23 protein-coding genes and 1 pseudogene are annotated in these 26,716 nt (G+C 58.5%); 8 read left to right on the forward strand and 16 right to left on the reverse strand.

What is annotated here, in order from left to right:
- Nucleotides 1–23 precede the first annotated feature (23 nt).
- Nucleotides 24–665 carry a response regulator gene (locus tag KSS91_RS11970; protein ID WP_217838066.1) on the forward strand — a complete coding sequence of 214 codons (642 nt, stop codon included), beginning with the start codon at nucleotides 24–26 and terminating at the stop codon, nucleotides 663–665.
- Nucleotides 666–885: 220 nt separating this feature from the next.
- Nucleotides 886–1,185, forward strand: coding sequence for a hypothetical protein (locus KSS91_RS11975; protein WP_217838067.1), 300 nt, complete (start codon nucleotides 886–888; stop codon nucleotides 1,183–1,185).
- 79 nt (nucleotides 1,186–1,264) lie between these two features.
- Here the strand turns inward: KSS91_RS11975 and KSS91_RS11980 are convergent, their stop codons facing one another.
- Nucleotides 1,265–1,918, reverse strand: coding sequence for a hypothetical protein (locus tag KSS91_RS11980; protein ID WP_217838068.1), 654 nt, complete (start codon nucleotides 1,916–1,918; stop codon nucleotides 1,265–1,267).
- Between the two features lie 261 nt (nucleotides 1,919–2,179).
- Entirely contained in the window at nucleotides 2,180–2,458 is a 279-nt protein-coding gene (locus KSS91_RS11985; RefSeq protein ID WP_217838069.1) for a DUF2790 domain-containing protein, read from the reverse strand.
- 476 nt (nucleotides 2,459–2,934) lie between these two features.
- Here KSS91_RS11985 and KSS91_RS11990 point away from each other — a divergent pair, with 476 nt between their 5' ends.
- Genes KSS91_RS11990 through KSS91_RS12000 form a run of 3 tightly spaced genes read left to right on the forward strand, consistent with a single transcriptional unit; the run spans nucleotide 2,935 to nucleotide 6,774 of the window.
- Nucleotides 2,935–4,347, forward strand: coding sequence for an NAD(P)/FAD-dependent oxidoreductase (locus KSS91_RS11990; RefSeq protein ID WP_217838070.1), 1,413 nt, complete (start codon nucleotides 2,935–2,937; stop codon nucleotides 4,345–4,347).
- 16 nt (nucleotides 4,348–4,363) lie between these two features.
- The gene (locus KSS91_RS11995; RefSeq protein ID WP_217838071.1) at nucleotides 4,364–5,323 is read left to right on the forward strand and encodes an alpha/beta fold hydrolase; all 960 of its coding nucleotides are present in this window, start codon (nucleotides 4,364–4,366) and stop codon (nucleotides 5,321–5,323) included.
- 23 nt (nucleotides 5,324–5,346) lie between these two features.
- A complete protein-coding gene (locus KSS91_RS12000; protein WP_126045480.1) occupies nucleotides 5,347–6,774 on the forward strand; it encodes a GGDEF domain-containing protein in 1,428 nt (475 codons plus the stop codon).
- A 47-nt stretch (nucleotides 6,775–6,821) separates the two neighbouring features.
- On the opposite strand, the gene KSS91_RS12005 is transcribed toward KSS91_RS12000, so the two are convergent.
- Nucleotides 6,822–7,772, reverse strand: a complete 951-nt coding sequence (locus tag KSS91_RS12005; RefSeq protein WP_217838072.1) for a DMT family transporter — start codon at nucleotides 7,770–7,772, stop codon at nucleotides 6,822–6,824.
- Nucleotides 7,773–7,862: 90 nt separating this feature from the next.
- Between KSS91_RS12005 and KSS91_RS12010 the strand changes: the two genes are divergently transcribed.
- Complete coding sequence (locus KSS91_RS12010) at nucleotides 7,863–8,798, forward strand: LysR substrate-binding domain-containing protein (protein WP_217838073.1); 936 nt, start codon at nucleotides 7,863–7,865, stop codon at nucleotides 8,796–8,798.
- Nucleotides 8,799–8,852: 54 nt separating this feature from the next.
- On the opposite strand, the gene KSS91_RS12015 is transcribed toward KSS91_RS12010, so the two are convergent.
- Together KSS91_RS12015 and KSS91_RS12020 are read right to left on the reverse strand one after the other, a co-directional pair.
- Nucleotides 8,853–9,827, reverse strand: a complete 975-nt coding sequence (locus KSS91_RS12015; RefSeq protein ID WP_302470005.1) for a TerC family protein — start codon at nucleotides 9,825–9,827, stop codon at nucleotides 8,853–8,855.
- Nucleotides 9,828–10,206: 379 nt separating this feature from the next.
- Nucleotides 10,207–11,754 (reverse strand): TerC family protein, encoded by a 1,548-nt coding sequence (locus KSS91_RS12020; protein WP_015094744.1) that lies wholly within the window; start codon nucleotides 11,752–11,754, stop codon nucleotides 10,207–10,209.
- A gap of 1,180 nt (nucleotides 11,755–12,934) precedes the next feature.
- Between KSS91_RS12020 and KSS91_RS12025 the strand changes: the two genes are divergently transcribed.
- Entirely contained in the window at nucleotides 12,935–13,867 is a 933-nt protein-coding gene (locus KSS91_RS12025) for a universal stress protein (protein WP_217838074.1), read from the forward strand.
- A gap of 206 nt (nucleotides 13,868–14,073) precedes the next feature.
- Complete coding sequence (locus tag KSS91_RS12030) at nucleotides 14,074–14,409, forward strand: hypothetical protein (protein ID WP_225923744.1); 336 nt, start codon at nucleotides 14,074–14,076, stop codon at nucleotides 14,407–14,409.
- Nucleotides 14,410–14,775: 366 nt separating this feature from the next.
- On the opposite strand, the gene KSS91_RS12035 is transcribed toward KSS91_RS12030, so the two are convergent.
- The 11 genes and pseudogenes from KSS91_RS12035 to KSS91_RS12080 all read right to left on the reverse strand — a co-directional run bounded on the left by KSS91_RS12035 (nucleotide 14,776) and on the right by KSS91_RS12080 (nucleotide 26,646).
- Nucleotides 14,776–15,579 (reverse strand): 2OG-Fe(II) oxygenase, encoded by an 804-nt coding sequence (locus tag KSS91_RS12035; protein WP_015094749.1) that lies wholly within the window; start codon nucleotides 15,577–15,579, stop codon nucleotides 14,776–14,778.
- A gap of 62 nt (nucleotides 15,580–15,641) precedes the next feature.
- On the reverse strand, nucleotides 15,642–16,451 hold the full coding sequence (locus tag KSS91_RS12040) for a glycosyltransferase family 2 protein (protein WP_217838076.1): 810 nt from the start codon (nucleotides 16,449–16,451) through the stop codon (nucleotides 15,642–15,644).
- A 330-nt stretch (nucleotides 16,452–16,781) separates the two neighbouring features.
- On the reverse strand, nucleotides 16,782–17,360 hold the full coding sequence (gene gfa, locus KSS91_RS12045; RefSeq protein ID WP_217838077.1) for an S-(hydroxymethyl)glutathione synthase: 579 nt from the start codon (nucleotides 17,358–17,360) through the stop codon (nucleotides 16,782–16,784).
- Nucleotides 17,361–17,714: 354 nt separating this feature from the next.
- Nucleotides 17,715–18,398 carry a TetR/AcrR family transcriptional regulator gene (locus KSS91_RS12050; protein WP_217838078.1) on the reverse strand — a complete coding sequence of 228 codons (684 nt, stop codon included), beginning with the start codon at nucleotides 18,396–18,398 and terminating at the stop codon, nucleotides 17,715–17,717.
- A complete protein-coding gene (locus tag KSS91_RS28745) occupies nucleotides 18,395–19,222 on the reverse strand; it encodes a methyl-accepting chemotaxis protein (protein ID WP_437179750.1) in 828 nt (275 codons plus the stop codon). Before KSS91_RS28745 ends, KSS91_RS12050 begins: the two co-directional genes overlap by 4 nt.
- A 30-nt stretch (nucleotides 19,223–19,252) precedes the next feature.
- Nucleotides 19,253–20,023: pseudogene (locus KSS91_RS28750) on the reverse strand (cache domain-containing protein); the annotation flags it as partial.
- A gap of 66 nt (nucleotides 20,024–20,089) precedes the next feature.
- The gene (locus tag KSS91_RS12060; RefSeq protein ID WP_217838080.1) at nucleotides 20,090–21,241 is read right to left on the reverse strand and encodes an acyl-CoA dehydrogenase family protein; all 1,152 of its coding nucleotides are present in this window, start codon (nucleotides 21,239–21,241) and stop codon (nucleotides 20,090–20,092) included.
- 18 nt (nucleotides 21,242–21,259) lie between these two features.
- A complete protein-coding gene (locus KSS91_RS12065; protein WP_217838081.1) occupies nucleotides 21,260–22,348 on the reverse strand; it encodes an enoyl-CoA hydratase/isomerase family protein in 1,089 nt (362 codons plus the stop codon).
- A 2-nt stretch (nucleotides 22,349–22,350) separates the two neighbouring features.
- Nucleotides 22,351–23,241: a 3-hydroxyisobutyrate dehydrogenase gene (gene mmsB / locus KSS91_RS12070; RefSeq protein WP_217838082.1), complete on the reverse strand. Its 891-nt coding sequence runs from the start codon at nucleotides 23,239–23,241 to the stop codon at nucleotides 22,351–22,353.
- 87 nt (nucleotides 23,242–23,328) lie between these two features.
- Nucleotides 23,329–24,837 (reverse strand): CoA-acylating methylmalonate-semialdehyde dehydrogenase, encoded by a 1,509-nt coding sequence (locus tag KSS91_RS12075; protein WP_015094773.1) that lies wholly within the window; start codon nucleotides 24,835–24,837, stop codon nucleotides 23,329–23,331.
- Nucleotides 24,838–24,942: 105 nt separating this feature from the next.
- On the reverse strand, nucleotides 24,943–26,646 hold the full coding sequence (locus KSS91_RS12080; RefSeq protein ID WP_217838083.1) for an AMP-binding protein: 1,704 nt from the start codon (nucleotides 26,644–26,646) through the stop codon (nucleotides 24,943–24,945).
- Nucleotides 26,647–26,716 lie beyond the last annotated feature (70 nt).

Consider the following 26,716-nt stretch of genomic DNA (forward strand, 5'->3'; position numbering starts at 1 on the left):
GCGGGTGCGAATGGAAAAGACAGATGACTGACCACAAAATCAGAGTCTTGCTGGTGGATGATCACAGCATCGTGCGTAGCGGCGTGCGTCGCATGCTGGAGACTGCCGGCGAGATCGACGTAACGGGTGAAGCCGAGACCGCACAAGACGCCATGCTCCTGGTCCGCGAACAGGATTTCGACGTGGCGCTGGTCGATATTCAGCTACCCGACAAGAACGGCCTCGAACTCCTCAAGCTCATGCGTGCGCACAAGCCCAAGCTCGCCGTTCTGATGTTGAGCATGCATTCGGTCGAGGCCTATGCGTTACGCGCAATCAAGCACGGCGCAGCGGGATACCTCACCAAGGATATTTGCGCAGCCACCCTGGTGGCGGCCGTTCGCAAGGTGGCCTCAGGCGGCAAGCACGTCAGTCCTGAACTGGCGGAAAAACTGGTCAACGCGATCGGCAGAGGCGACGAGGCACCCCACGAAGCGCTCTCCGACCGGGAGCTTGAAGTACTGAAGCTCCTGGCTGCAGGCGAAAGAATTGTCCGTATCGCCCAGATACTGCACTTGAGCCCGAGCACCGTCACGACGTACCGGGCACGCATCCTGGAAAAAACCGGGATGGACAGCAACGCGCAACTGGCCCGCTATGCACTCGAAAATGGCTTGTTAACCTAGAGTGGCTGCTTGTAGTGGAATCACTACAAGCTTTTGGCTGATATCTCCACAAAGAACTCCTGCTAACGTCGATAGCGGGGGGCGTCCCAATCAAGCATATTGACCCCTCGGAAATTATCGTCCGCTCAATCGTCAACGAGCCAGAAAAGACTCCGCAATGGATATTCACAAGTTGAGCGCTGAGTGCAGGCTGCATTCAGGTTGAATTCTGGAGGGCATCATGATGATAGGTTATGGGTTATGCGCATTACTGTGGGGCGTGGTGCTGCTGGAGGAGATCCAACTCATGCCCCGTCAGGAATGGAAAGAAGAGGGTCTGAAAAAGGTTCTATTGCTGCGCCGGACCAGAACACGGACTGGCTACTTTATTGCGTTGATCGCGGGCGCCATGTGCCTTTACAGCGAAATCCTGGTGGCACCGGTCGATCAGAGTATTTTCAATCCGGAGTTGATACTTGCCCTGTGTGGTGTCCTTTGGGGGGCTTATCTTTCCGTAGTCTGCATGAAGGGGAAGCGATAGAGGCGTTAGCAGCACCGTTTTCGAACGGCTGACAGCAGGCTTTATTGGCTGAAGCTGAACTTCCTTGTTCAGTCTGGTTTCACCATCCAGCGAGGGCGGCGTTTCCTGGAGTCCTGAAGCCTTGCTCCATACGCGTTTCGGTGTCTCTGTCTTTTGCCCAGGCAGTGAGCAGGACCATCATCCCGAAACCGCCGACGATGAGAACCGGATAGGCTGCCAGCAACTCCACCAGCGAGTACTTCCAGGCCAGCGGACGACCAATACCGAGCATCGCGGCATAGAACCAGGACACGCCAGAGAGGGCACCGGAGAACAGCGCCAGCATGCGCAGGCTGAAGGAGAGCTTGAGTAAAGAACCGGCTTTTTTCAGCGCCGGCAATACAGCGCTATGCAACAGGAAGCCGTTAAAGGTCAACAGCACAACGATGCCGATTTTGGCTTGCAGTTTTGGATTGAGGAAATACTCCATCCCCTTACCGGCATAATCGATCCCGACGATACCAATGCCCGTAATCCAAAGCGCTACAAGTGCAAGCGATACGGTTTTTTGAAGGCTTTCCATGTGCGCGTCATCGTGGTGACCTGACGCATCCCCCTTCAGGAGTTGCTTGACCATTGCAATGTCACTGGTCAAGACCAGCCCGACTGCCACGCAACAGGCGATGAGATGAAAATAGACAACGCCCAAACGCACATATTCCACGGTGGACGAAGAAAACATACTAAGTTCCATGGTGACCTCTTTTATTAAATAGTGAATCAACTTGGCTCTCGGCACGGTTTGATTGGAATTTACCGTTGCTGACTGCCAATTAGATCCAGCCATTGTTATCAATTAATCCTGGGGCAATACACCTCCAAGATAATAGTGAGTTTCGCGAATGAACTTTCATTCATTCGAATATGTCCATTTTCAGGTAACACAAAACCTCAATCGCACTGAGTGCACAGGAGGTTTAACTTCCGCTTCTGGGGAACCCGATCGACGTGCGGATCAGGCAATGCTGGTGGGGTCGGCAGGGCTTCCACCCCATTCGAGGAAACGGATCTTGTGAATCTCGCCCGCGCTGTCTTCGTAGACCAGGGTCACCGGTACTACGCCGGTCTTGTCGGATGTATCGGTGCGCTGCAGTACCCGTTTCACATCGATGTCCATACCGTAGTGGTATTCGACGGCTGAGACATGCGCGCCGGGGTCTTGCAGGTTGTTCTGGTCAAAGACACTGGGTGCGAGACTGGAAATCACGGCACTGACTATCGTGGCCATGCTCATAAGGCTGTACCTCCACTGAAGTTCACTTGACAAGGACTTAATGTGACACGCCATGAAAGTGAAGTTCACTTCACCACGACGAACGTGCCCATCTGAAAAGCCTGTAGTGGCTGCAAACTCCCTGCAATTCCCCGCGCTTGACGCCTCTCGACCATTCGTCCTAAAACCCCTGAATTTGCTGGTTAAAGTCCGTTTTTCAGGGAGGTCATAACATGTCATGACGGATTTTTACGCAGGGTGAATCAGTGCCTTCAAGCCAGTCGACCGAGTCCTTCGTGACAGGCAGCAATGGGCTATGGATTCGACCGGTGATCACCACAATCGAGCCCGGAGGTTGACGGGGCGTCCGTCTGGCGCGCGGGCTGCAGCCATTAATCCATTGGTTATGGAGGTGAGCAGCATTCGTTCTATTGAGCGCGGCATAGGTGGCTAATCTACGGAGGTTAAGGGGGCAACCTTCAGGGCGGTGCAGCCATATGGACGAAAATCCGATCGAAACCGATTACCTGGTCATCGGTGCTGGCGCGACGGCCATGGCCTTCGTCGATACGCTACTCAAGGAAACGAATGCACGCATCGTGATGGTGGACCGACACGAACGAGCTGGCGGGCACTGGAATGATGCCTACCCCTTTGTACGGTTGCACCAGCCCTCGGCCTTCTATGGCGTCAACTCACGGGAACTGGGTAGCGGAACGAAAGATACGACGGCACTGAACGAGGGCTTGTATGAGCTAGCCTCCGGCGCGGAGGTGGTGAGCTACTTCGATCAGGTGATGAATCAGCAGTTCCTGCCATCAGGTCGAGTCCGTTACTTCCCCATGTGCAACTACACCGGCGACCGGATTGACGACCACCGGTTTACCTCGCTCGTCAGCGGCGCAGACCATCAGGTGCGGGTGCACAGAAAGGTAGTGGACGCCACCCATGCCCAGACAGCAGTGCCCTCGACCCACCCGCCCAGGTACAGGGTGGAACCCGGCGTGCAATGCGTGCCACTGAACGACTTGCCGAAAATCCGCCACCCATACTCCAGCTACGTAGTGGTGGGGGCGGGCAAGACAGGGATCGACGCTTGCCTGTGGTTGCTGCAAAACGGTGTTGCGCCCGAAAAAATCTGCTGGATCATGCCGAACGATCCGTGGTTGATCGACCGGGCCAACTTGCAACCCGGCCTCGACGGCTTCGAACGAACAATCGGCGGTCTCACGGCACAGTTCGAGGCTATCGCCGCCGCGGACTCGATCCCGGACCTGTTCTTAAGGCTTGAGGCGACAGGCCAGCTCCTGCGCCTGGACAAGTCCGTCGAACCCACTGCTTACCGCTGCGCCACCGTCACACAGGCGGAACTGCGTGAGCTGCGACGCATCGACAACGTCGTGCGCCAGGGGAGGGTGCGCGTTATCGAGCCAACGCGCATCGTGCTCGAGCAGGGCAGCATCGCCACAAGCCCACATGCTCTGCACATTGATTGCAGCGCCAGTGCCATCCCGAGACTGCCTGAAATGAAGGTGTTCGACGGCGGCAAGATCAACCTGTTGATGGTCAGCAGCTGCCAACCCGTGTTCAGCGCGGCCTTGATCGCCTATGTGGAAAGCCACCTGGTCGATCAAGCGCAAATGAACGCGCTGTGCATGATGGTCCCGCCGCCTCACGTCCCCACGGACTGGATCAGAATCTGGGCGGTCTACCTGGGTAACCAGCTACGCTGGGGAGAGCATGAAGGTTTGGCCCGCTGGATCAGGCAGTCGCGTTTGTTCTTCATGACAGCGGTGGTCAGGGGCCTTACGGAAACCGACACCGAGAAACTCGCACAGCTGCATCGGCTCTCTGTCAGCAGGCAACAGGCTCTGGCGAGCTTGCCACGGTTGCTGGGGGCCATCGATTGAATCGCAGGAAGCGCACATGAACGAGCCACACCTGGAACTGCTCGAGATCAATGGCATCCGCATGCAGATAGCCACGCAAGGAAGCGGCCCGCTGGTCTTGCTCTGCCATGGTTTTCCGGAGCTGTGGTACTCGTGGCGCAACCAGCTCGCTGCGCTGGCGGCCGCCGGCTACAGGGCGGTAGCACCCGACATGCGCGGCTATGGCGGCACAGATGCGCCGGCCGAACCCGACGCCTACACCACGCTCCACCTGGTAGGCGACATGGTCGAGTTGGTCAACGCACTCGGCGAACAGCAAGCCGTGATCGTCGGCCATGACTGGGGCGCGCAGGTGGCCTGGAGCGCAGCAATGATGCGACCCGATCTGTTCCGCGCCGTGGTCGGCATGAGCGTTCCCTTCTCGCCACCGGCGCGCGTGGAACTCCTCAGCGCGCTGGCCTCGCGGGGTATCAACGACTTCTACATCCAGTATTTCCAGACGCCGGGTGTGGCCGAGGCCGAGCTGGAAAGGGACGTCGAATCGTCGATCCGGCGCATCTACTTCAGTGGTTCGGGGGACGGACCCGATTGGCCGGTGTTCGGGCGGCTGCAGCCGGATCAGGGCTTCCTGGGCGCGATGATCGAGCCCGAAACCCTGCCAGCCTGGCTAAGCCTGGAGGATATTGCCTGCTACACCCGTGAATTCACCCGCAGCGGATTTCGCGGTGGCTTGAACTGGTACCGCAACATGACGCGCTCATGGGCGCTGCTGGCACCCTGGCGCGGTTGCAAAATCCTGCAGCCGTCGATGTTCATTGCCGGCAGTCGCGACGGCGTGCTGAAGTTTCCCGGTTCCCCGCGGCAGATCGAAGCTTTCGCGCAGACACTGCCGCAACTGCGCGGTTGTCATATCCTCGAAGGTGCCGGCCACTGGATACAGCAAGAGCGCGCGACAGAGGTCAATGAGCTGCTACTGGGCTTCCTGAAAAAACTCTGAATGGATCAAAACTGGAGGGACCCATGAGCAACTTCATTGCCACCGACGAGCCACCTGAAGCCGTTCGCCTCATGGTCAAGGTTTACGCCTGCTTGCTGCTTGCGGGGTTTGCGCTTGTTCCGGCCTATCTGATTGGTTACTTGTACTTTTTTCAGGACTCCACGCTTTTATTCGAGAATCACCTGTTCCATATCATTGCGATCACGGCAGCCACCCTGGCAGGCCTGTTTGTTACTTACGTCACGTGGCGCTGCTATCAGTCATCGGGAGAGCCGCTGCTGCGATGGATGACGCTTGGATTTCTCGGCTTTGTAGTGATCTACGCGTTGCATGGTGCGTTCACCGGGCTTGCGCACCACAATATCTGGCTCTTCCTGCTTTATGGACCGGCCTCTCGACTGGTCATGTCGGTTTTGCTGTTAGTCGCAATGCTGTCGTACCACCGCCCACCAGATGCCGCGGACCAACGAATGACGGCCCGCCCTTGGTTGACCTGGATAGGACTGTTCCTGCTGGTTGACGTGGCAGTGGCGTACGTCGCGAATTCGCCGATCGCCGGCAATCTAGCGGTGCGCCTCTCGATGGAGGGGGGCGCCCTCGTTCTTTCCATATTGACCGTGACAATTCTCCTGCTGCGCCGTATCCGTTCGCCGTTGATGACCATTTTCATCATCTCGGTCACCGCGTTCGCGCTGTCCTCCCTTGCCTTCATCCTTGCGCGTCCGTGGAACCATATGTGGTGGCTCGCTCACGCGATCTTCGCCGGTGGATTCTTCATGTTGAGCTATGGGGTGGTGCAAGCGTTCCTCACCACGCGGTCGTTTTCCAGGATCTACAGCCAGGAGGAGTTGATGGTGCGTCTTGCCGAAGCGATGGCTTATGCCGAGAACGCCCTGCAGGAACTCCAGCGCACCAATCAGGAACTCGGGCACCTTGCGGCGACCGATCCACTGACAGGCGCTGATAACCGGCGCCGATTCATGGAGCGGGTCGAAGGCGAAATTGGCCGGACCAAACGCGGCGATGCGCCATTCTCCGTGTTGGCACTGGATCTGGATAATTTCAAGTCCATCAACGATCGCTTCGGGCATCAGGTTGGCGATGACATCCTGAAGAGTTTCGTGGAGAAATGCCTCGATTCGATCCGGCCGTATGACGGCGTGGCCCGAGTGGGCGGAGAAGAATTCATGATACTGCTGCCTCAGACTTCACTTGAAGGCGCGCATGAAATCGCCGAGCGTCTGCGAAGCACCGTGGCCAATAGTTCTTTTCATGGCCTGCAGCGGTCAACCGTGGTCACAGTGAGCATCGGCGTATCGCAATCCGGTCGCGATGGCGACACCATCGAGGCCATTCTGCGTACAGCCGATCAACGCCTGTATCACGCTAAACACCAAGGCCGTAACCGTGTGGTCACTGCCTTCAAAACCAGCCTCCAACCTCTGCCCTGAGCGTCGTCTTGAAGTCGCCGAAAGCGTTTGCGCCACAGTATTGACTGTCATTCGCAGGGTTGCGCCTGTTTCACCGGCATTATCCGATGACGTTTCGCCGCCCATACGACCCCGCTCACCAGCAGCACGATCGAGACCACTTCCATCAAGCCAGGCATTCGCTGGCTGAACAGAAAACCGTATACGCAGGCAAACAGCGTTTCGAACACGATCATCTGGCCGCTCAACGACGCGGGCATGCGGCGCGAGCAAGCATTCCAGAGCCCATTGGCAAGCCATGAACCACAGAGCGCCAGGAACAGGCAAACCCACAGGAAAGTCGTCCAGCGGCTGCTTTCAACCTCAGAGGGCACCAGGTTCGGGAACAGCATCAAGGCTGCGATGCCGAACACGATCGCCACGATGCCCGTCACGATGCCTGTCAGCGTCGACCATTCGCTGCTGTTGAAATGGCTTTGCTTGAGGTACCGGGCGTTGTGGGTGGCGTACCACGACCAGCAGGCCACAGCACTGAACCCGCAGGCCAGGCCCAGCAACCGGGAAGGCAGCGAGGTGCTCGCCGCCTGCGCACCCGTATGTTCCAGGCTGACCGATACGATGCCCAGGAATACCAGCAGCAGGGGGAGCTTGAGCCTGGTCAGGGGCAGGGACCCTGCATCGCTACGCCCCAGAAAGGTGATGGCGAGCGGCATCATGCCGTTGATAAGGGCGGCCGCGGTCACCCCGCTCAGCTGTACGGAAGCGCCCAGGAGCGCGTAGTTCAGGATATTTCCGGTCAGTGACAGACGCAACAGCATCCAGGCATCGTTGCGCGTCAAACGCGACAGCAGGCGAGACGCGATGGGCAAGGCCACGAGAAGCGAGATCATCCCATACAGGGCAAACCGTACACTGCTGATCAGCACGGCATTGAATTCCGGCAGCAACGAAGGGCCGATAATCACGCCACCCCAGATGGCACCCGCCAATATCGCAAATACAACTCCACTGTTCATCATCTCGGCTCTGGCAGGCTGTTTAGCCGCATTCTAGCCATGGCAGATAAGCGCCACCTGCGATATAAAGTTGGTCACCCATTCCGCAGGGGAATGTCTTGCAGCAATCGCCAGTCCCGGAGAACCGTCATTAACCGTTATCTGCGTACCTTGCCCCCATTGGAGACTCTGATCACGTTCGAGGCCGTGGGACGACACGCCAGCTTCACGGGCGCCGCCGGCGAATTGTTTCTGACCCAGAGCGCCGTGAGCAAACAGATGCGCCAGCTTGAGGACTGCATGGGCGTCCCGCTCTTCGAGCGCAAGCCACGAGGAGTCAAGTTGACCAGCGCAGGGGATGAACTGCTGATGACGGTCAACGTGCTCCTCACCACGATGTACCAAAGCGTCACGCGAATTCGCAACGTTCATCAGTCCAACGCCGTCTCGGTGCTGGCGACCCATGCCCTGGCCCAATTCTGGCTGTTCCCGAAACTGATCGAATTCAACAAGGCGTACCCCGACATCGCCGTGCACGTTCACGCGATGAATGAGTTCGATGAGGCCAGCCTCAATGATTTCGACGTGGGCGTACTCTATGGTTGCGGCCAATGGCCGTCGCTTGACAGCGATTTCCTGCTGCCGGAAATCGTCTATGCCGTGGCTCATCCTTCACTGGATGTCTCGGGGGTTGAGACATTGGAACAATTGGCGAAAGCCAACCTGGTGCAGATCGACACCTGCGCCTGGCAGTGCCTGGACTGGCATCAATGGTTCGGCCACTTTGGTATCGACTTCGTCGCGCGGGACAAAGCCCCGGTCTTCAACCAACTGACGTTGGCGTATCGGGCCGTTCAACAAGGCATGGGCATCGGCCTGGCATGGTCGTTCATGGCGGATGAGGCACTGGCCAAGGGAGAATTGCAGCGGGTTACGCCTTTTGAATGCGTGACGGGCAATGGCGAGTTCCTGGTATCGCTCAAGCATCGCAAGCGTTCTGCCTCTGCCGAGATATTTCGCCAGTGGCTTCTGGGGTCGATGGGCGACTGATGAGCAAGGCGGCTAGCGTCGGTGCCGTCATTGCCCGTTCTTTTCTCAAATTCATCATTGTTCTTTCGTAACCCGTGCCTTGCTCTTCGTCAAAGTCAGACTCAACAGTACCGAAATCAAGATGATGCCGCCGACTGTGCTCAGCGACCATTGGATCGGCATGTGCCACCACGGCGCGACCAGCATCTTGCCGCCGATGAACACCAGTACGATGGCCAGACCATATTTGAGCAAGTGGAAGCGGTCAGCCATGTCGGCCAGTAGAAAATACAGTGCGCGCATGCCCATGATGGCGAAAATGTTGGAGGTGAACACGATGAAGGGGTCGGTGGTGACGGCGAAGATAGCCGGGATGCTGTCGACTGCGAATACCAGGTCGCTGGCCTCGATCAGTACCAGCACCAGGAACATCGGCGTCGCCCAGCGCAGGCCTTTCTGGCGCACGAAGAAGCGCTCGCCGTGAAAACCGTCGGTGATGCGAAGATGGCTACGCAGCCAGCACAGCAAAGGGTTCTTTTCGAGGTCTGGCTGCTGGTTGGCGAAGATCAGCATCTTGATGCCGGTGATGACGAGGAAAGCGCCAAAGACATAGAGCAGCCAGGCAAACTCCTGCACCAGCCAGACACCGGCGAAAATCATAATGGCGCGCATGATGATGGCGCCGAGCACGCCATAGAGCAGGACACGGCGCTGCAACTCTGGCGGCACGGCAAAATAGCCGAAGATCATCACGAAAACGAACATGTTGTCGATCGACAGCGACTGTTCGATCAGGTAACCCGTCAGGAATTCGAGCGTTGTACGCTGGGCCACTTCGGCGCCGAACATGCTGCGCAGATACCACCAGAGCAGTATGGAGAAGACCAACGCCAAACTGGTCCAGGCGATGACCCAGGCCAGCGCCTCGCGTACCGAAACACGATGCGCCTTGCGACCGCCGAAGACGAAAAGATCCAGCGCCAGCATGGCGAGGACGAACCCGATGAAGGCGGCCCACATCCAGGATTGGCCGACGCTGATGGCGGTCATTTAAGTATCCAGGGTTGGTCGATATTCATGTGGCGCCGCACGGTCACCCGCCCCAATGCGGGGGGCGCCGTGACTTGAGTTGTAGGCCAGGCGCTTTGAGGTAACCGTGCAAAACCTCGGTTAGTTCGAAACCGCGGCGTTGAATGGCCATCTGCATGACTGTCTCCGCATGGCGCAGCAATATGCTGCAAGAGGTCATGCTAAGGGGCATGTTGCATCAATAAAAATCGTTTATTCGTTTTGAATTGTTCGTTTTTTACGAAGTATTTGATTCGGATGCTCAACTACCGGCAATGGCCAAGAGCGCTGTTCACGGACATTCGCACGAGTAATACCCTGAAAACAGACAAGGCCGCAAATGCGGCCTTGTTTTTTATTCTCACTCTTTACGTAACAGCACCCTCGTCACTCTGCGCTCTTCAACCTCGACAACGGTCATGCTCCACTCCTGCCAATTGAGCTTGTCTCCAATGATAGGCAAGCGATCCAGCAAGCTCATGACCAACCCTGCGAGCGTTTGGTAGTCATCGGTCGCTTTCGCCTGGAAACCGGTGTGTTCGCGAATCTGGCTGAGATTCAGTGCACCGCTGACGAGGAAACCTCCATCCTCGGCAACGATGTTCGGGCCTTCGATTTCACTGGCATCCGGCAGTTCACCTGCAATAGATTCCAGAATGTCGGTCATGGTGAGAAGACCAATGAAGTCACCGAACTCGTTCACCACAAAAGCGATGTGGGTCGATTCCTTACGCATCTGTTCCAGCGCGTTCAGGATCGTGAAACTGTCCAGCAAGTTGAAAGCCTTGCGGGCCATGGCTTCCAGATTGGGCTGGTTACCTGCCAACAGCTCTTTGAGCAACTCCTTCTTGTGGATGAACCCCAACGGCTCATCAACGCGTCCCTCCCGGATCAACGGCAACCTGGAGTACGACGAGTGCATCAGCCTTGTGCGGATTTCTTCTGGAGAGTCGGCCAAGTCAATGTGGTCGATTTCTGCACGGGGGGTCATAACACCACGTATCGGGCGTTCCGCTAACTGAAGCACACCACTGATCATTACGCGTTCCCGTCGGTGGAAAACCTGATCGGCATCTGCGCCTGACAGCATATCAGCGATTTCCTCGCCGACTTCATCTGCCCCCAACTTGTGACCACCCAGCAAACGCATCACGGCATGCGCAGTACGCTCACGCATGGGGCGAAGACCATGCAGGCTCTTCTTGCGACGTGAGCGAGCCAACTGGTTGAACAGTTCGATCAGGATCGAGAAACCAATTGCCGCGTACAGATAGCCTTTCGGAATGTGGAAGCCCAGGCCCTCAGCGGTGAGGCTGAAGCCGATCATCATCAAAAAGCCCAGGCAGAGCATGATGACGGTTGGGTGCCCGTTGACGAAGTTAGTCAGCGGCTTACTTGCGATGATCATCAGACCAATGGAAAAAATCACAGCGATCATCATGACCGACAGGTGTTCCACCATACCCACAGCAGTGATCACAGCGTCCAGCGAGAAGACTGCATCCAGCACCACAATCTGCGCAACGATAGGCCAGAACATCGCATAGGCCGCATTACCTGAACGTTCTGTCACATGTCCTTCGAGTCGCTCATGCAATTCCATGGTTGCCTTGAACAACAGGAACACACCACCGAACAGCATGATCAAGTCTCGGCCCGAGAACGTCTTGGCAAAGACCTCGAACAAAGGTTCGGTAAGGGTGACCATCCAGGAGATGCTGGCCAGCAAGCCAAGACGCATCAACAACGCAAGGGATAGGCCGATGACACGCGCACGATCTCGCTGCTCTGGCGGCAGCTTGTCAGCCAGGATGGCAATGAATACAAGGTTATCGATGCCGAGCACCAGCTCCAGCACGATCAGGGTCAGCAGGCCAAGCCATGCCGTGGGGTCAGCAATCCATTCCATAGGGATTATTCAATCTCTCGAAGAGTCAGGGCGAATGAGTAAATTGCACGAAAACACGGACTCCCGCTCGGCGGAGCGGAATTGATGTTCAGGGCAAAAGGCACAAGAGAGAAAGGCTTCCCCAAGCGTATGCAAGGAGGTAAAGCTTTGGAGATGACACCGTTCGTCTTGGGGAAGGTAATCGCCGAGAAATCTACAGACGAGATTTCGAGATTAAGCGATCTTGAAAAACGAGTTCTACGCCTGATAGCGGAGAACGAACTGATACAAGGTGTGGATTGAAAAAAGCTACTGGGAGGCTCCAGGAGGGTGCTCATATAGACCTGAAAAAAATTGGGGATGAAATCCTACAATGTTTCGGGACACCTCATACAAGACGAGTTATTACAAAATTTGACAGAGTGGCAGTGGATGTTGGGTATGGCTGTGCATCGAATTTGTCCTCCAGGAACTCGTAACACCATTCGGCCAACACATCTTCCTGGCCCATCACTTCAATAATCGGCGACAGGAAGATGAGTTGGCCGGACGGTTACCCTGAGCCTGAGGAAGAGCGGTGCTTTTTCATCAGATCGAATGGGGTTTGTACAGAGATTCCTTAGGTGAAAATCAACTAACTCAGTCGACCAACTACCTAAGCTTTAAGCAGAATAGCCACCATACTTAGCCACTGAATTGAGCGCGCAGAAAATGCCCGCAAGAGTGCAACTCGATTTATTCCACCAGGTTCGGGGGTATCCACCTGAGCGTAATAATTAGCGCAGGCGGATAGGCGCAGGCAGGTACGACATTGAAAGCGGCAGACGCTCACGCGCTTTCTTTGCCAGCAGCGCAACCAGCAAGAAGTAACGCAGTTCATCCGGCATCAAGTGTACCGGCCGCGTTACAACTCAATATAGATGCAATGGGGCAAACCTGCCAGCGCTGTGGAGTCAGCTTGCGCAGTTGCATGAGCGATCAGCACCCGTACCGGTAATTAAAGCCAGGTCGATTCAAGCGTTAACAATTGGACTGAGCTGGCAGAATTCGATTTTAGCTGTCGCGTGCATGATGTCGGTAAGTGAGATTCCGGTTGACGGGCGGGCAAGGGTTGGCCAGTAACGCGTACAACCCGCCGAAGGGGCATAGGCCAAGAGCGCCTCCCCACACAAAAACTGTACTCACGCACAGGAAGACGCTCATGCACACCATTCGCAACACCTTGGTGGTGGTGGATTCGAAGCAGTCCAAGGACCTGATCCTGAACAGAGCCAAAATGATTGCCAGCGCCACCCGGTCACACCTGCATCTGCTAGCCTGCGACAAGGGACAACACCATTGCTCCTACCTGAGCGACATGCATGAAGGCTTGGCACAGGAGGGTTACAGCGTCAGCGCCCAGCAGGCCTGGCATGGGAGTTCACACAAGACCATCATCGCCGCCCAACGGGCGGAGGGCTGTGGCCTGGTGATCAAACAGCACCTGCCCGACACCCCGCTGATGAAAGCCCTTCTCACCCCCGAGGACTGGAAGCTACTGCGATACTGCCCCTGCCCGGTGCTTATAGTAAAAACCCCGAGGCCCTGGACCGGTGGCACCATTCTCGCGGCCATTGATGCTGGCAGCAGTGATATGGAGCATCGCGTCCTGCATTCCGGCATAGTCAGCCACGGCTATGACATCGCCGCACTGGCTGGCGGCACTCTGCACATGATGAGCGCCCACCCCTATCCCATGCTGTCGGCGGCCGACCCCGTACTCCAACTCAAAGAGAGCATTCAGGCTCTCTATCGCGACCTGTGCAAGACATTCCAGGCCGAATTCGACGTCAGCGACGAACGCCTGCATATCGAGGAAGGTTCTGCCGATGTTCTGATCCCGTACGTCGCGCACAAGCTCGAAGCCGTGCTCACGGTGATCGGTAGTGTGGCCCGTACCGGCCTGTCCGGCGCGTTGATCGGCAATACCGCCGAAATGATTCTGGACACCCTGGACAGTGACGTACTGGTGCTCAAACCGGACGACATCATTACCCATCTGGAGGAGTTGGCCGCCCCATCAGCAAGTACATCGGCAGATACTGCGGTCTCCTCCTGGCCCTATAACCACCATAACCACCGGCCACACAATTAGGCGTTAGTCAACTAAAGTGCGGGTGACAGCCATTGGCCTTGACCCAACCGTGTGCGGTACTCACACACCACGGCGAACCAAGGCATCGCTGATCTATCGCAGGACGAAGAATCTGAGAGCTGTTCAGGATAGAATCTGGTTTTGAAAAAGGAGTTTCATCTGTGGAGGCTGGAAAAAAGAGCTGTCCCTATTGCGCGGAAGTCATCATGGCTGAAGCCATTTTATGTAAACACTGCCAATCTGACCTCAGGCAAAAAATACGAATCCCGCCCGGGTGGCCAATACCGTCAGAAAAGAAAATTGGCCGGGTCGGCAAGATCGTCGTCGGCATCACTATCGCAATCACCTTGTACCTGGCAGTCGGCTTTTATGTCAGCAATACATCGCAAGACAAGGAAAGCATGCAGGCCCATGATGCCGCCGAACGGTGCCGCGAGGAAGTAGACAGCTACTCCGGCCCGGCAGTCGGAAAAAGCATAATCGCAGAGGTTTGTCGAAAGCTGGAGGACGATTTCCGCAAGAGTTTGAGCCACGCGCCATAAAAAAGCCGATTACGAAGCCCGCGCTTTGAGCGGGCTTTTTTACCTTTGGCATCTGGCAGTCTGATTCAGACCAAGCCGACAAACGACAGGATAAACAGGATGATCACGACGGCGCCAACGAGGTAGATGATGTTGTTCATGACTTCACCGCTTCATTTGGGTTGAGGGAAGAAACAGGGGTGTCTAAACAGCTGACACCCTCGTTCGCGTTTCCGTTCCGTTACCCTTGCAGCAGGAGCGATCCAGAGGTTATCGGCTTGCCGGCGCGCGACCATGCAAAAGGTGCTGATGCTCGACGGATCTGGTCGCGACCGGGCGCCGAGCTAAAGCCTGAAAAGCACGAGCTCAATCGTCTGGCGGTATGGCTTAGTTTTTCTTCTTGATTAATTTGTTCATGTAGTACTTGAGACTGAAACGATCTTTGGGTCTCGGTTTGTAGTGGGTTTTGTTTCTTTGCGCGGGATCGATCGCCAAGGTGCCTGCGGTGTAGTAATAAAGCGCTATAGACCTGCGAGTGATGTGCTCTGGGGTCGTTAAAGGCTCCGGGTGCCCATGATTGCTGTCTTTGTCTGTATTGAAAATGACGCAGCGATTGTAAATGGGCAAGACCTTTTTAAGGCAGGTTTTCATCTTGACATCCCAAAGTTCCAGGTTGCCTCCATACTCGTCTTTCCAGTCTTCGTTCAGATAAATAATGATATTCAGTCTGCGCTCGACGTTAAGCTTTTTGTTGAGCCTGAAGTCCGAGTGTACCCCCAGGAAGCCTCCGCTTTTCGTTTCATGCAAGCCGCCACCGGTGAAGTAGGGGTCAGGTATCAAGCCTTCGATGCCTGTTAACTTTTCTAGAAACTGCAACATGGGTGCCGAATTGAAAGCATTGAAAACGGTCTTTAAAAACGGCGAGCATTCGTTGGGACTGATTTGACGTTTTCGTTGCCCTTTATAACCGCGCTCGTAGAGCATTTCGTTGTTGGTTGGCTCAACCGGGAAATTCGAGCAAATGCTTGCAATCAGGTCTTCGTGCAGGAAGTTGTCGATGACTATGTGCGGAAATGGCGTAGCCTGAACATATTGGCTGGTCAATGACTCACCAAAGGCGCTGGCGTCGTTCTGGTCGAAATCAAGCTCCGGTGAGAGGGTGATGGGTAGTGCCTGAGTGATGACTGCCATTATTGCTCCGATAACTTGATATAACGACCCGTGGGTGACTGGCTCATACGTGTAGGCGTAGCTTAAGCCTTGCCGTCACCCTTGTTCAGGCGTTTAAGTATATTATTGTACATTTTGGTTCGTCTATGAGTCTTTCCATAGCCGCCAGTCGCTGCGACAGTGCCCGCCTGGATATGATCAAGATAGCTGAAGATTTTACGTGGCGATAAAGTTTCAACGACATAACCAAGCTGGGTCATCTGGTCTTGAAGGGTATATCCAGGAACGCGATCATCCATCGAAAAGTGCATGCCGTGCTGTTTGACGAGTTTGCAGTTCCACAATGTAAAGAAGCTCTTCAAATAGACTTCTTTGTAGGGTTTTGGTTCTCTAGAACGTAGTCCCATGGAGATTTTTAGGCGTCTGTAGTGGTGTTTGAACAGGCGCGAGCTAAAGCGCCAAAGCGTTCTCGCGGTGCCACGATTTAATTGCTCTACACACCCGACGGCTATGATTTTTTTATTATTGATGCACTTGTTCAGTATCATCGGAAAAATATTTTTATCGAACACAAACGTATCGGTATGCATCAGGATTAAGTAATCGGTGTCGACTCGCTCCAGCACCATGTCGAGTGCCTTGCCGTGCGCGATATGGCCTGCTTCCGGTTCGGAAACGGATCGTTCGATTAAATTGATCCAGTCAAGTGTTCGCAAATATTGAGTGCTTTCATCGGCCGAGTAGTTGTCAACCACCCAGACTGGGACGTTCTTGTCACCCACGTGCTGGTGCAATAACTCTAAGCATATCTTGGTGATTTCCGGTGTTTTGTAATTCACGATGACGATGCTGAAGTTATTGGGGAAATCAGTCGGAGGGCTAGTACTGTTCATTGTTCGGGTGCTCAATGATATTGTATTTATATGTGGGGGCGACTGAGTCCATATCCGGTTTCGCGTATTTGCCCGCGCAAGGTTTTTCGTATCTATAAGCTCGATCTTTAAGTCGCTTTGTCATGCACTAAATTTACATGGCTTGCTCGCGCCTGATGGAGAACAGTGGATTTGGGCCTCATCGTATAAGGATCCACTCTATAGGTAAATATCCACGAAATAGTTCGTTACATCGGACGGCGGGTCAGATGAGCCTCCGGGGGGGGGGGGATTCAATCTCAAGGTGAATCGGAGCCGCGGTCCGGAAAAGAAACCGCGGCGACCAATCAATCAGGCGGTGGGCAGCAGGCCTTTCTGTTTGGCGACATGGGTGGCCAGTGCATCCATCAAGTCCGGGGACAGGCAGTCGTAGGGTTCCAGGCCGATCGAGCGCAAGCGCTCGCGGATCGCCTTCATTTGCCCTGGCGGTGTGCCGGTTTCGATGATGGAGGACACGAACGCCGCGAATCCTGGCGCCGCCCATCCACTCTGTGGCGAAAGCTCGGTGTGGACGAAGTCCAGGCCATAAAACGCATGGTCCTTGTTCTCGATGCGCCCGAAGAGATGGGCGTGACACTGCTTGCAGGCGTGGCGCTGGATGGTGGCGGCTGCGTCGACAATCTCCAGTTTTTCGCCGTGGGCAATGACGCTGACCTTATCTCGAGGCACCACGGCGATGACAGCGAATATCGCGTTTTGTGGTTTCCAGCATTTGCTGCAGCCGCATGCGTGGTTATGCAGGGTTTGTGCGTCGATCCTCACCTCGACCTTGTCGGTCGCACACAGGCATTGCAGGGTGCCGCCTGTGAAATTCGCGGCTGCGGGTTGGATACCATTGTCCAGCGCAGGGTGAAGTTGCAAGGTGCTCATGCTGGCGTCTCCGTTTCAGGGGCAGGCAAAGGTGCCTGGGGCGGTGCCCCAGACCGTTGGATCATCGGGTTTTGAAAAGGACACAGTGCATAAACGAGTGACCTCCTTCGGTGCGACCGGTTGGTTACCCAGATCAAGAATAGTCTGCGATGACGCCTTGAGCGCGGCCAGGGTTACCTCACCGCAGCCGCAAGGTTTCAAATAGCGCGCGGTCTTGTTTTTTGGCCGAGTGCGCCGTGTTTCCAGAACAGTTTTTTGGCAGCTCTGGTTCGGTTCACAGGCTGATCGACAGGGATGCCGTCGCTGCAAGGTCGTAGGGCAGATGGCCAAGGCTTCGCTTGGCCACTGCATGCTTCATAAGCGCTGGAGCGGTGGTTTTTCCTGGTGCGCAAGGTCTGCGGCCTGAGTTGCACGCAATGCACCCTGCAGCGTACTCATCACCATCTCATGCAGCAGCTTGCGGCGTGCTCCAATGCCGGCCTGGGGCTTCCCGACCCAGGCCGGCAGTTGATTGAGCAGGGAAACGATGCCGGTCATGGTCGCGCGCAGGGTGGTGCCAGCCGGTTTACCGGTGAGTTGCTCTATGGCCTCCACCAGGTGCTCTTCGTAGCGCCCGCGCAGGGTCAGGATCGAGGCCTGCTGTTCGCAGCTCAAGCAATGGAGGTCGTACTCAGCCAGGCGAAAATGCGCGGCCATGCGCTCGTGGAGCCGCAGGTGCGCCTCAAGCAGGCCGTGCAGTCGGGCAGTGGGGGCGGATTTGCGCCGGGTCACCAGGCGGGCGCCATCAAGCAACGCTTCGTAGAGCTCCTCAATCAGTTCAAACAGCAATGCCTCTTTGCTATCGATGTGGTTATAGATGGAGCCGGCCGTGATCCCCAGGCCAGTGGCCAGGTCGCGCATGCTGACCCGGCTGAAACCATGCCTGGCGAACAGCTCGACTGCCTTGTGCCGAGTTTCCAGGTAGCGCGTGTTGCGCTCTTCGTCGACAGGTACGGCAAAAAGGGATTTGGAGGGCTGCATGTTGCTCATCCACCTCATACGCGAAACTGCCCCAACAGCCGATTGAGCTGACCCGCCAGTTGGCCCAGCTCCTGGCTCGCCGCGTTGGACCGGTCTGCTGCCTGGGCGTTTTCGTGGGCCAGAGAGGCTGCTCGGGTCACATTCTGGTTGATGTCTTCGACCACGTGTGACTGCTCCAGCGTGGCGCTGGCGATCGAGGCGTTCAGTTCAGTGACATTGCGCAGCGCGCCGAGTACCTGGTGCAGGCTTTCAGCCGTTTGGTGGGCCTGTTCCACGGTTTGTCGAGCGGCCTGGCTGCTGGCATTGATGACATCCACAGCAGCTTCCGAGTTGCCGTGCAGGCGCTCGATCATGTCCTGGATTTGCGCGGTGGACTGCTGGGTGCGCTGTGCCAGCAGGCGCACTTCGTCGGCCACCACCGCGAAGCCGCGACCCTGCTCGCCAGCTCGCGCCGCCTCGATGGCGGCGTTCAGCGCGAGCAGGTTGGTCTGCTCGGCGATGGCGCGGATCACTTCCAGCACGCTGCCGATCTGGGTGCTTTCCCGGGCCAGGCTCTGGATTACCTCGACGGCCTGGCCGATGGTATCGGACAACTGGTCGATCTGGAGCAGGCTGCTGTCAATGTTGTGTTGGCCCCGGCGTGCCTGTTCTTCGGCCTGGCGAACTTCGTTGGCCGCGTGCTCGGCGTTCCTGGCCACTTCCTGCACGGCGTAGGAGACCTCATGGATGGCGGTGGCGACCAGCTCCATCTGCTGCGATTGCTGCTGGCTGTGGTTCTGGCTATCGGCGGCGATTTCACCGAGGGACTTCGAAGCCTGGTCCAGACTGTCGGCGGACTGCATGGACTGGCTGATCACGCCACGGAGCTTGTTGGTGAACACGTTGAAATGACCGCTCAAGTCTGTCAGTTCATCGCGCCAGCGGTTATCCAGATTACGGGTCAAATCGGCTTCGCCGCTGGCGATGTTCTCCATTGCATCGACCACCCGCGCCAGTGGCGAGGCGATGCTGCGGGCAATCAACAGGATCAGCGCACTGAGCATCAGGGTGATCGTCAGCAATATGACGAAAGCCTGGAGCAGCTGGCGGCGGAACTCGACCTGCACGTCGTCGATGTAGATGCCCGAGCCGACAATCCAGCCCCAGGGCTTGAACAGTTCGACGTAGGAAACCTTCTCCACCGGCGCGTCGGAACCCGGCTTGGGCCAGCGGTAGTGCACCAGCCCGGCGCCATCGCGTTTGGCCGTGGCGACCATTTCGTCGAACAGCGCCTTGCCGTCCGGATCGAGTGTACCGGCCATGCGCTTGCCCTCAAGCTTGGCATTGGGGTGCATGACCATTCGCGTGTCGAGGTCTTCGAGCCAGAAGTAGTCCTCGCCGTCGTAGCGCAAGTCGCGCATGACTGCGATGGCCTGCTGCTGCGCCTGCTCACGACTGAGGCCCTGGCCTTCCAGGCTTTGGAAGTGGCGCAGGATGCCGCTGGCGGTCTCGACCACGTGGCGGGTTTTCAGCGCCTTGGCCGCATAAAGGCCGTCATGGCTTTGCTTGAGCATCAGGCCGGCGAGAATCAGCAGCATCAGGATGGATGTCAGCAAAATCAGCCACAGACGTCGGCTAATGGAAATATTGCGCAAGCCGGGCATGGGCAACTCCGCGAGTGGGAAGGCAGGTGAAAGCCGGAGGCGGCAGTTGCGTCCGGCTCGAGGGGGTCAGAGTGCGTAGTGGCTCAGTTCGCGGGCGATCAGCAGGCGCTGGACTTCGCTGGAGCCTTCGTAGATCTGGGTGATGCGTGCGTCTCGGTAGTAGCGCTCCACCGGGTAATCTTCCAGGTAGCCGTAGCCGCCATGGATCTGCATGGCACTGGAGCACACGCGTTCGGCCATTTCCGAGGCGAACAGCTTGGCCTGGGAGGCTTCGGACAGGCACGGTTGCCCGGCGCTTTTCAGGCGCGCGGCATGCAGGACCATCAGGCGGCTGGCGTTGAGCCGGGTGTGCATGTCGGCGAGCAGGTTGGACACGCTTTGGTGTTCGATGATCGGCTTGCCGAACTGGACGCGTTCGCGGGCATAGCCCAGGGCAGCCTCGAAGGCGGCGCGGGCGATTCCCAGGGCCTGGGCGGCGATGCCGATACGACCGCCTTCGAGGTTGGACAGGGCAATGGCCAGGCCTTTGCCGCGTTCACCCAGCAGGTTGGCTTCGGGAATGGTGCAGTTGTTCAAGGTCACCGCGCAGGTATCTGAGGCCTTGATACCCATCTTGTGTTCGCGTCGGTCGACCACGAATCCGGCGTTGTCAGTGGGGACCAGGAAGGCCGACAGCCCTTTCTTGCCCAGTTGCGCATCAGTGACGGCGAAGACAATGGCCAGCTTTGCCCGCTCCCCGTTGCTGACGAACTGCTTGGCACCATTGAGTACCCACTGACCGTCGCGCAGTTCGGCACGGGTACGCAGGTTGTGCGCTTCGGAGCCGGCCTGTGGCTCGGTCAGGCAGAAGCAGCCGATCGCTTGACCACTGACCAGTAGCGGCAGCCAGCTGTCCTGTTGCGCGGGGGTGCCGTATTTCAGCAGCGGGCCGCAGCCCACCGAATTGTGGATGCTCATCAGCGCGCCGAGGGCACCGTCGCCGGCCGAGATCTCTTCCACGGCCAGGGCGTAGGCCACATAGTCGGTATAGCTGCCGCCCCAGGTGTCCGGTACGACCATGCCCAGCAGGCCCAGCTCGCCCATCTGCGCCACCACGGCGTCATCGATCCAGCCCGCCTTCTCCCAGGCCTGGGCATGCGGCGCAACTTCGCTGCGGGCGAAGTCGCGCGCCATGTCGCGGATCATGCGTTGTTCTTCGGTCAATTCGATATCGTGCATTGCAAAGTCTCCTGCCGATCAGGCGGTGCGTACGGGCTTGCCGGAGGCGCGTTCAAAGTCGTTGAAGAAGGCTTGCACCCGGGCAGGTACCAGTTCTGTCAGGGTTGGCGGGTTCCAGCGTGGGCACTTGTCCTTGTCGATGATCAGGGCGCGCACACCCTCCATCAGGTCGCCCTTGTCGAACCACTGGTAGTCCAGGTGTAACTCAAGGGCGAAGCACTCGGCCAGGCTCAGGTAACGACCACGGCGCAACAACTCGAGCGTCGTGGCCATCGCCAATGGCGAGCGGCTGTCGAGCAGCTTCACTGTCTGCTCGGCCCAGTCTTGCAGCTCGGGGCGTTGTTCGCGCTGCAGCGCGGCGCGAATGGCCGGGACATCGGGCAGGGCGAAATACTCGTCGATCGCCTGGCGACAGGCCTTGAGCTCGGAACCGGCAAGTCGCTCGGTGGCCATGTCGGCGAGCAGGTCCTGCAAGTCTTCGACGGGCGCAGCGGTCCAGTTCAGGTGGTCGAGGCAGGCATCCAGTTCGGCCAGCCGTTCGCTGGGCAGGTAGTAGTCTGCAAGGTTCGCATAGAGGGCATCGGCGGCACGCACCTGGCAGCCGGTGATACCCAGATAGGTTCCCAGTTCACCTGGCAGGCGCGGCAGGAAATAGCTGCCGCCGACATCGGGGAAAAATCCGATGCTGACTTCCGGCATGCCCATCCGCGTGCGCTCGGTGATCACCCGCAACGAGGCGGCCTGGGCCAGGCCCATGCCGCCACCGAGGACAAAACCATCGAGCAGTGCCAGCACTGGCTTGGTGTAGCCATGCAGGTACTCGTCCAGGGCGTACTCCTCCTCGAGGAACAGCTCATGCAGGTTGTTGCCGGCCTTGTAGCTGTCGTACAGCATGCGGATATCGCCACCGGCGCAGAAGGCCTTTTCACCGGCGCCGCGAAGGGTCACGGCGACGATCTCCGGGTCCTGCTCCCACGCCCACAGGTGCCGGCAGAGCAGACGCACCATGGGCAGGTCCAGGGTGTTCAACGCGCTTGGCCGATTCAGTGTCAGGTGGCCGACACGGTTGCGTACGCTGGCCAGCACCGGGGCTTGCTGCTCGCTCATGCTCAGGCTTCCCCGCGGAACAGGTTGATGATGGCGGAGAAGTCCAGGCCGCCGTTACCTTGCAGGCTGAAGGTCTGGTACAGCTGCTGGGCTACGGCACCGAGCGCGACCGGTTGGCGCGCGTGCCTGGCCGCTTCAGTGGCCAGGCCCAGGTCCTTGAGCATCAGGTCGCTGCCAAAGCCGCCACTGTAACCACGCGAGGCTGGAGCGTTTTCCAGTACGCCCGGGAACGGGTTGTTGATTTCCGAGCTCCAGCAGCGACCGGTGGAGGTATTGATCACCCCGGCCAGGACCTTGGCGTCCATGCCCAGGGCTACGCCCAGGGCCATGGCTTCGGCGACGCCGACCATGGAGATGCCGAGCAGCATGTTGTTGGCGATCTTGGCCACTTGGCCGTTGCCTGCTGCGCCGCAGTGCACGATGTTCTTGCCCATCGCCGAGAGGATCGGCAAGGCCTGGTCGAACACGCTGTCCGGGCCACCGACCATAAAGGTCAGGGTGCCCGCCGCCGCACCTCCGGTGCCGCCGGATACCGGTGCGTCGAGCATCGGGTTGCCTTGGGCAAGGGCGTATTTGGCCACCTCGCGGGTGCTCAGCGGGTCGATGGTCGAACTGTCGATCAACAGCACGCCCGGGCCGATATTGGCCAGCAGGCCATCCTTGCCGCGATAGACCTGCTTCACGTGCTCGGCGGTCGGCAGCATGGTGATGATCACCTCAACCCTGGCCTTGGCCACGGCGGCGGGTGAGTCGGCGGCGCTGGCGCCGGCCTCCATCAGCGCGGCGACCGCCTGGGGGAAGGGATCGAAGACGGTCAGGCTGTGGCCGGCCTTGAGCAGGTTGCGGGCCATTGGGCCGCCCATGTTGCCCAGGCCGAGAAATCCGATATGCATGTTGGCTACCTTTTACGATAGGGGGCAGTGGCGCAGGAAACCCTGCGCGCTTGTCGTAGGCCGACGCAGGGCGTCGGCCGGCAAAGGTCATTTCAGGGTGATGGTGGTGTTCACCGCGCCGCCGGTGTCGTCCTCGTCGAACCAGCGCTGGGTGATCGTCTTGGTCTGGGTGTAGAAGGTCACCACTTGCTTGCCGTAGGGACCCAGGTCGCCCAGCTTGGAGGCGCGCGAACCGGAGAAGGAGAACAGCGGGACCGGTACCGGGATTGGCACGTTGATGCCGACCTGGCCAACGTCGATCTCTTCCTGGAAGTGCCGCGCGGCAGCGCCGGAACGGGTGAACAGGGCAGTGCCGTTGCCGTTCGGATTGGCGTTGATGATCTCGATCGCCTCGTCCAGGTTGGCGGCGTGCATGACGCACAACACTGGACCGAAGATCTCTTCGCGGTACACCGACATTTGCGCAGTGACGCCGGAGAAAATGGTCGGGCCGACGAAATTGCCATCCCGGTAGCCCGGCACGCTCGGGTTACGCCCATCCAGTTCGAGCCTGGCGCCTTCTTCGATGCCGCTGGCGATCAGACCGTTGACACGCTCCAGGGCGGCGCAGGAAATCACCGGGCCGATGTCGGTGCCCGGCTCGGTGCCGCCATTGATCTTGAGGGTCTTGGTTCGTTCGATCAGGTCCGGCAGCCAGGTCTGCGCTTCACCCACCAGGATCACCACGGGCAGGGCCATGCAGCGCTGGCCGGCAGCGCCAAAGGAAGCACCCAGCAGGTTGTTCAGGGTCTGTTGTTTGTTGGCATCGGGCAGGACGATGGCATGGTTTTTCGCACCCATCATGCACTGCGCGCGCTTGCCGTTCTGGGTGGCGCGGTTGTAGACGTGGGTGCCGACTTTGGTCGAGCCGACGAAGGACACGGCCTTGATGTCCGGGTGGTCGCAGATCAGGTTCACCGCGTCGACGCCGCCGTGGATGACGTTGAGCACGCCCTTGGGTACCCCGGCCTCCAGCGCCAGTTCCACCAGGCGCATGGTCACCAGCGGATCCTGCTCGGATGGCTTGAGAACGAAGGTGTTGCCGGTGGCGATGGCCATCGGGAACATCCACAGCGGGATCATCGCCGGGAAGTTGAACGGGGTGATGCCGGCGCACACGCCCAGCGGCTGCAGCAGGGTGTAGGTGTCGACGCCGTTGGCCACGTTGTTGGCCAATTCGCCCATTTGCAAATTGCCGATGCTGGCGGCGTGCTCGACCACTTCCAGGCCGCGGAACACGTCACCTTCGGCATCCGGCAGGGTCTTGCCCTGCTCGGCGGTAAGCAGGGCGGCCAGTTCCTTGATGTTTTCGCGGATCAACTGCTGGTATTTGAGGAACACACGGGCACGGACACCGATCGGGGTCTTGCGCCAGGTCTTGAAGGCTTGCCTGGCGCTGGCCACGGCGGCGTTCATTTCCTCTGCGGTGGCGAAGGGCACACGGGCCAGGACTTCCTGGGTGGCCGGGTTGACTACGTCGCGCCACTGGGTGCTGCGCGATTCGACGAACTCGCCGTTGATCAGAAGCTTGACGCTGGGAACGATGGAAGAGGTCATTTAAGGGTCCTGCCTGCTTTTGTTAGGGCGAATGAGTCCCCTCGGCGTGGTTGGCCGAGTGGTCGGGTCTGGATTCGGGAGGGGCCGGCATGCCGGCCCCAGGGGTCAGCCTTTGAGTTGCGGGAAGTCTTCTTCGAAGTATTCCTGCGGGCCACGTGCGTCGCCCTGGCGACGCTGCACTTCCATTTGCCGCAGTTCCACCCGGCGGATTTTTCCGGAGATGGTCTTGGGCAGCTCGCTGACAAACTCGATGCGCCGTACCCGCTTGTAGGGCGCCAGGTGCTCGCGGGCGAACGCGAGGATGCTGCCGGCCAGTTCGTGACTGCCCTGTGCGTCATGGGCCAGGATCAGATAGGCCTTGGGCACTGCCAGGCGCACCGGGTCGGGGCTTGGCACCACGGCCACTTCCATCACCGCCGGGTGCTCGATCAGCGCGCTTTCCAGCTCGAAGGGGCTGATGCGGTAGTCGGAGGCCTTGAACACATCATCGGCACGGCCGACGAAGGTGATGTAGCCCTCGTCGTCGATCTGTGCGGTGTCACCAGTGCGGTAGTAACCGTCGCGCATCACTTCGGCGGTCTTTTCCGGGCTGTCCTCGTAGCACAGCATCAGGCCAAGCGGGCGTACGTCCAGCGGCAGGGCCACTTCGCCTTCGTTACCCGGCACGCCATCGGGATCAAGCATGGTCACCCGGTAGCCCGGCAACGGACGGCCCATGGAGCCCGGCTTGAGCCGCTGGCCAGGGGTGTTGCCGACCAGTGCGGTGGTTTCCGACTGGCCGAAGCCGTCGCGCAGCAACAGGCCCCAGGCATGCAGGATCTGCTCGATGATCTCCGGGTTGAGCGGCTCACCGGCGCCCACCAGTTCGCGCAGGCGCAGGCGAGTCTTGTAACTGGCCAGGTCTTCCTGGATCAGCATGCGCCACACGGTAGGCGGCGCGCACAGGCTGGTGACGCCGTAGCGCTCGAGCACGCCGAGCAGGGCTGGCGCGCTGAAGCGTGCGGTGTTGTGGATGAAGATGCAGGCACCGGCATTCCACGGTGCAAAGAGGCAGCTCCAGGCGTGCTTGGCCCAGCCCGGGGACGAGATGTTCAGGTGTAGGTCGCCCGGCTGCAGGCCAATCCAGTACATGGTCGAGAGGTGGCCGACCGGGTAACTCTGGTGACTGTGCAACACCATCTTCGGCTTGGAGGTGGTGCCGGAGGTGAAGTACAGCAGCATCGGGTCGGTGGCTAGCGTGCGACCCTCTGATTCGAACTGCTCGGAATGCTCGCTGGCGGCGCTGTGCGGGGTCCAGCCGGCGGGGGACGGACCGACGCAGATGCGGCTGCAGCCTTCACCCAGCCCGTCGAACTTGTCGACATGGGCGCTACCGACCACCAGATGGCGAACATGGCCGCGCTCGATGCGGTCGCTCAGGTCATCGGGGGTCAGCAGGGCGGTGGCGGGAATGACCACGGCACCGAGTTTGAAGGCGGCCAGCATGGTTTCCCACAGGGCGACATCGTTACCGAGCATCAGCAGGATGCGTTCGCCGCGGCGCACGCCCAGGGCACGCAGGTGATTGGCCACCTGGTTGGAGCGCGCTGCCAGTTGCTGGAAGCTGTAGCGTTGTTCGCTGCCGTCCTCTTCGACGATCCACAGGGCGTTGGCCTGGTTGCCTTCGGCCATGGCATCGAAGTAATCCAGCGCCCAGTTGAATTCGTTCAGCTGCGGCCAGCGGAAGTCACGTACGGCAGTGGCGTAGTCGGTACGGTGGGTCAGCAGGAAGTCACGAGCGGCCAGGAAGGGTTGGCAGTGGTTGTTCATTGGAGGCTCCCGAGACGCGCGCGGGTACCTGAAAGTGGGGAGACGACGGCAAGCAAGGATAGCTTCACGG

Source organism: Pseudomonas azerbaijanorientalis, from assembly GCF_019139795.1.
Taxonomy (GTDB): Bacteria; Pseudomonadota; Gammaproteobacteria; order Pseudomonadales; family Pseudomonadaceae; genus Aquipseudomonas; species Aquipseudomonas laurylsulfatiphila.

Excerpts from the sequence above, each read along its gene's own strand:
- KSS91_RS12060 (WP_217838080.1), bottom strand. The coding sequence starts at position 21,241 with ATGCACGATATCGAATTGACCGAAGAACAACGCATGATCCGCGACATG.
- KSS91_RS11980 (WP_217838068.1), bottom strand. The coding sequence starts at position 1,918 with ATGGAACTTAGTATGTTTTCTTCGTCCACCGTGGAATATGTGCGTTTG.
- KSS91_RS11990 (WP_217838070.1), top strand. The coding sequence starts at position 2,935 with ATGGACGAAAATCCGATCGAAACCGATTACCTGGTCATCGGTGCTGGC.
- KSS91_RS12035 (WP_015094749.1), bottom strand. The coding sequence starts at position 15,579 with ATGGCAGTCATCACTCAGGCACTACCCATCACCCTCTCACCGGAGCTT.
- KSS91_RS12075 (WP_015094773.1), bottom strand. The coding sequence starts at position 24,837 with ATGACCTCTTCCATCGTTCCCAGCGTCAAGCTTCTGATCAACGGCGAG.
- KSS91_RS12020 (WP_015094744.1), bottom strand. The coding sequence starts at position 11,754 with ATGGAATGGATTGCTGACCCCACGGCATGGCTTGGCCTGCTGACCCTG.
- KSS91_RS12050 (WP_217838078.1), bottom strand. The coding sequence starts at position 18,398 with ATGAGGTGGATGAGCAACATGCAGCCCTCCAAATCCCTTTTTGCCGTA.
- KSS91_RS12025 (WP_217838074.1), top strand. The coding sequence starts at position 12,935 with ATGCACACCATTCGCAACACCTTGGTGGTGGTGGATTCGAAGCAGTCC.
- KSS91_RS12030 (WP_225923744.1), top strand. The coding sequence starts at position 14,074 with ATGGCTGAAGCCATTTTATGTAAACACTGCCAATCTGACCTCAGGCAA.
- KSS91_RS12080 (WP_217838083.1), bottom strand. The coding sequence starts at position 26,646 with ATGAACAACCACTGCCAACCCTTCCTGGCCGCTCGTGACTTCCTGCTG.
- KSS91_RS11970 (WP_217838066.1), top strand. The coding sequence starts at position 24 with ATGACTGACCACAAAATCAGAGTCTTGCTGGTGGATGATCACAGCATC.
- KSS91_RS11995 (WP_217838071.1), top strand. The coding sequence starts at position 4,364 with ATGAACGAGCCACACCTGGAACTGCTCGAGATCAATGGCATCCGCATG.
- KSS91_RS12005 (WP_217838072.1), bottom strand. The coding sequence starts at position 7,772 with ATGATGAACAGTGGAGTTGTATTTGCGATATTGGCGGGTGCCATCTGG.
- gfa (WP_217838077.1), bottom strand. The coding sequence starts at position 17,360 with ATGAGCACCTTGCAACTTCACCCTGCGCTGGACAATGGTATCCAACCC.
- KSS91_RS11975 (WP_217838067.1), top strand. The coding sequence starts at position 886 with ATGATGATAGGTTATGGGTTATGCGCATTACTGTGGGGCGTGGTGCTG.
- KSS91_RS12010 (WP_217838073.1), top strand. The coding sequence starts at position 7,863 with ATGTCTTGCAGCAATCGCCAGTCCCGGAGAACCGTCATTAACCGTTAT.
- KSS91_RS12040 (WP_217838076.1), bottom strand. The coding sequence starts at position 16,451 with ATGAACAGTACTAGCCCTCCGACTGATTTCCCCAATAACTTCAGCATC.
- KSS91_RS12015 (WP_302470005.1), bottom strand. The coding sequence starts at position 9,827 with ATGACCGCCATCAGCGTCGGCCAATCCTGGATGTGGGCCGCCTTCATC.
- KSS91_RS11985 (WP_217838069.1), bottom strand. The coding sequence starts at position 2,458 with ATGAGCATGGCCACGATAGTCAGTGCCGTGATTTCCAGTCTCGCACCC.
- mmsB (WP_217838082.1), bottom strand. The coding sequence starts at position 23,241 with ATGCATATCGGATTTCTCGGCCTGGGCAACATGGGCGGCCCAATGGCC.
- KSS91_RS28745 (WP_437179750.1), bottom strand. The coding sequence starts at position 19,222 with ATGCAGTCCGCCGACAGTCTGGACCAGGCTTCGAAGTCCCTCGGTGAA.
- KSS91_RS12000 (WP_126045480.1), top strand. The coding sequence starts at position 5,347 with ATGAGCAACTTCATTGCCACCGACGAGCCACCTGAAGCCGTTCGCCTC.
- KSS91_RS12065 (WP_217838081.1), bottom strand. The coding sequence starts at position 22,348 with ATGAGCGAGCAGCAAGCCCCGGTGCTGGCCAGCGTACGCAACCGTGTC.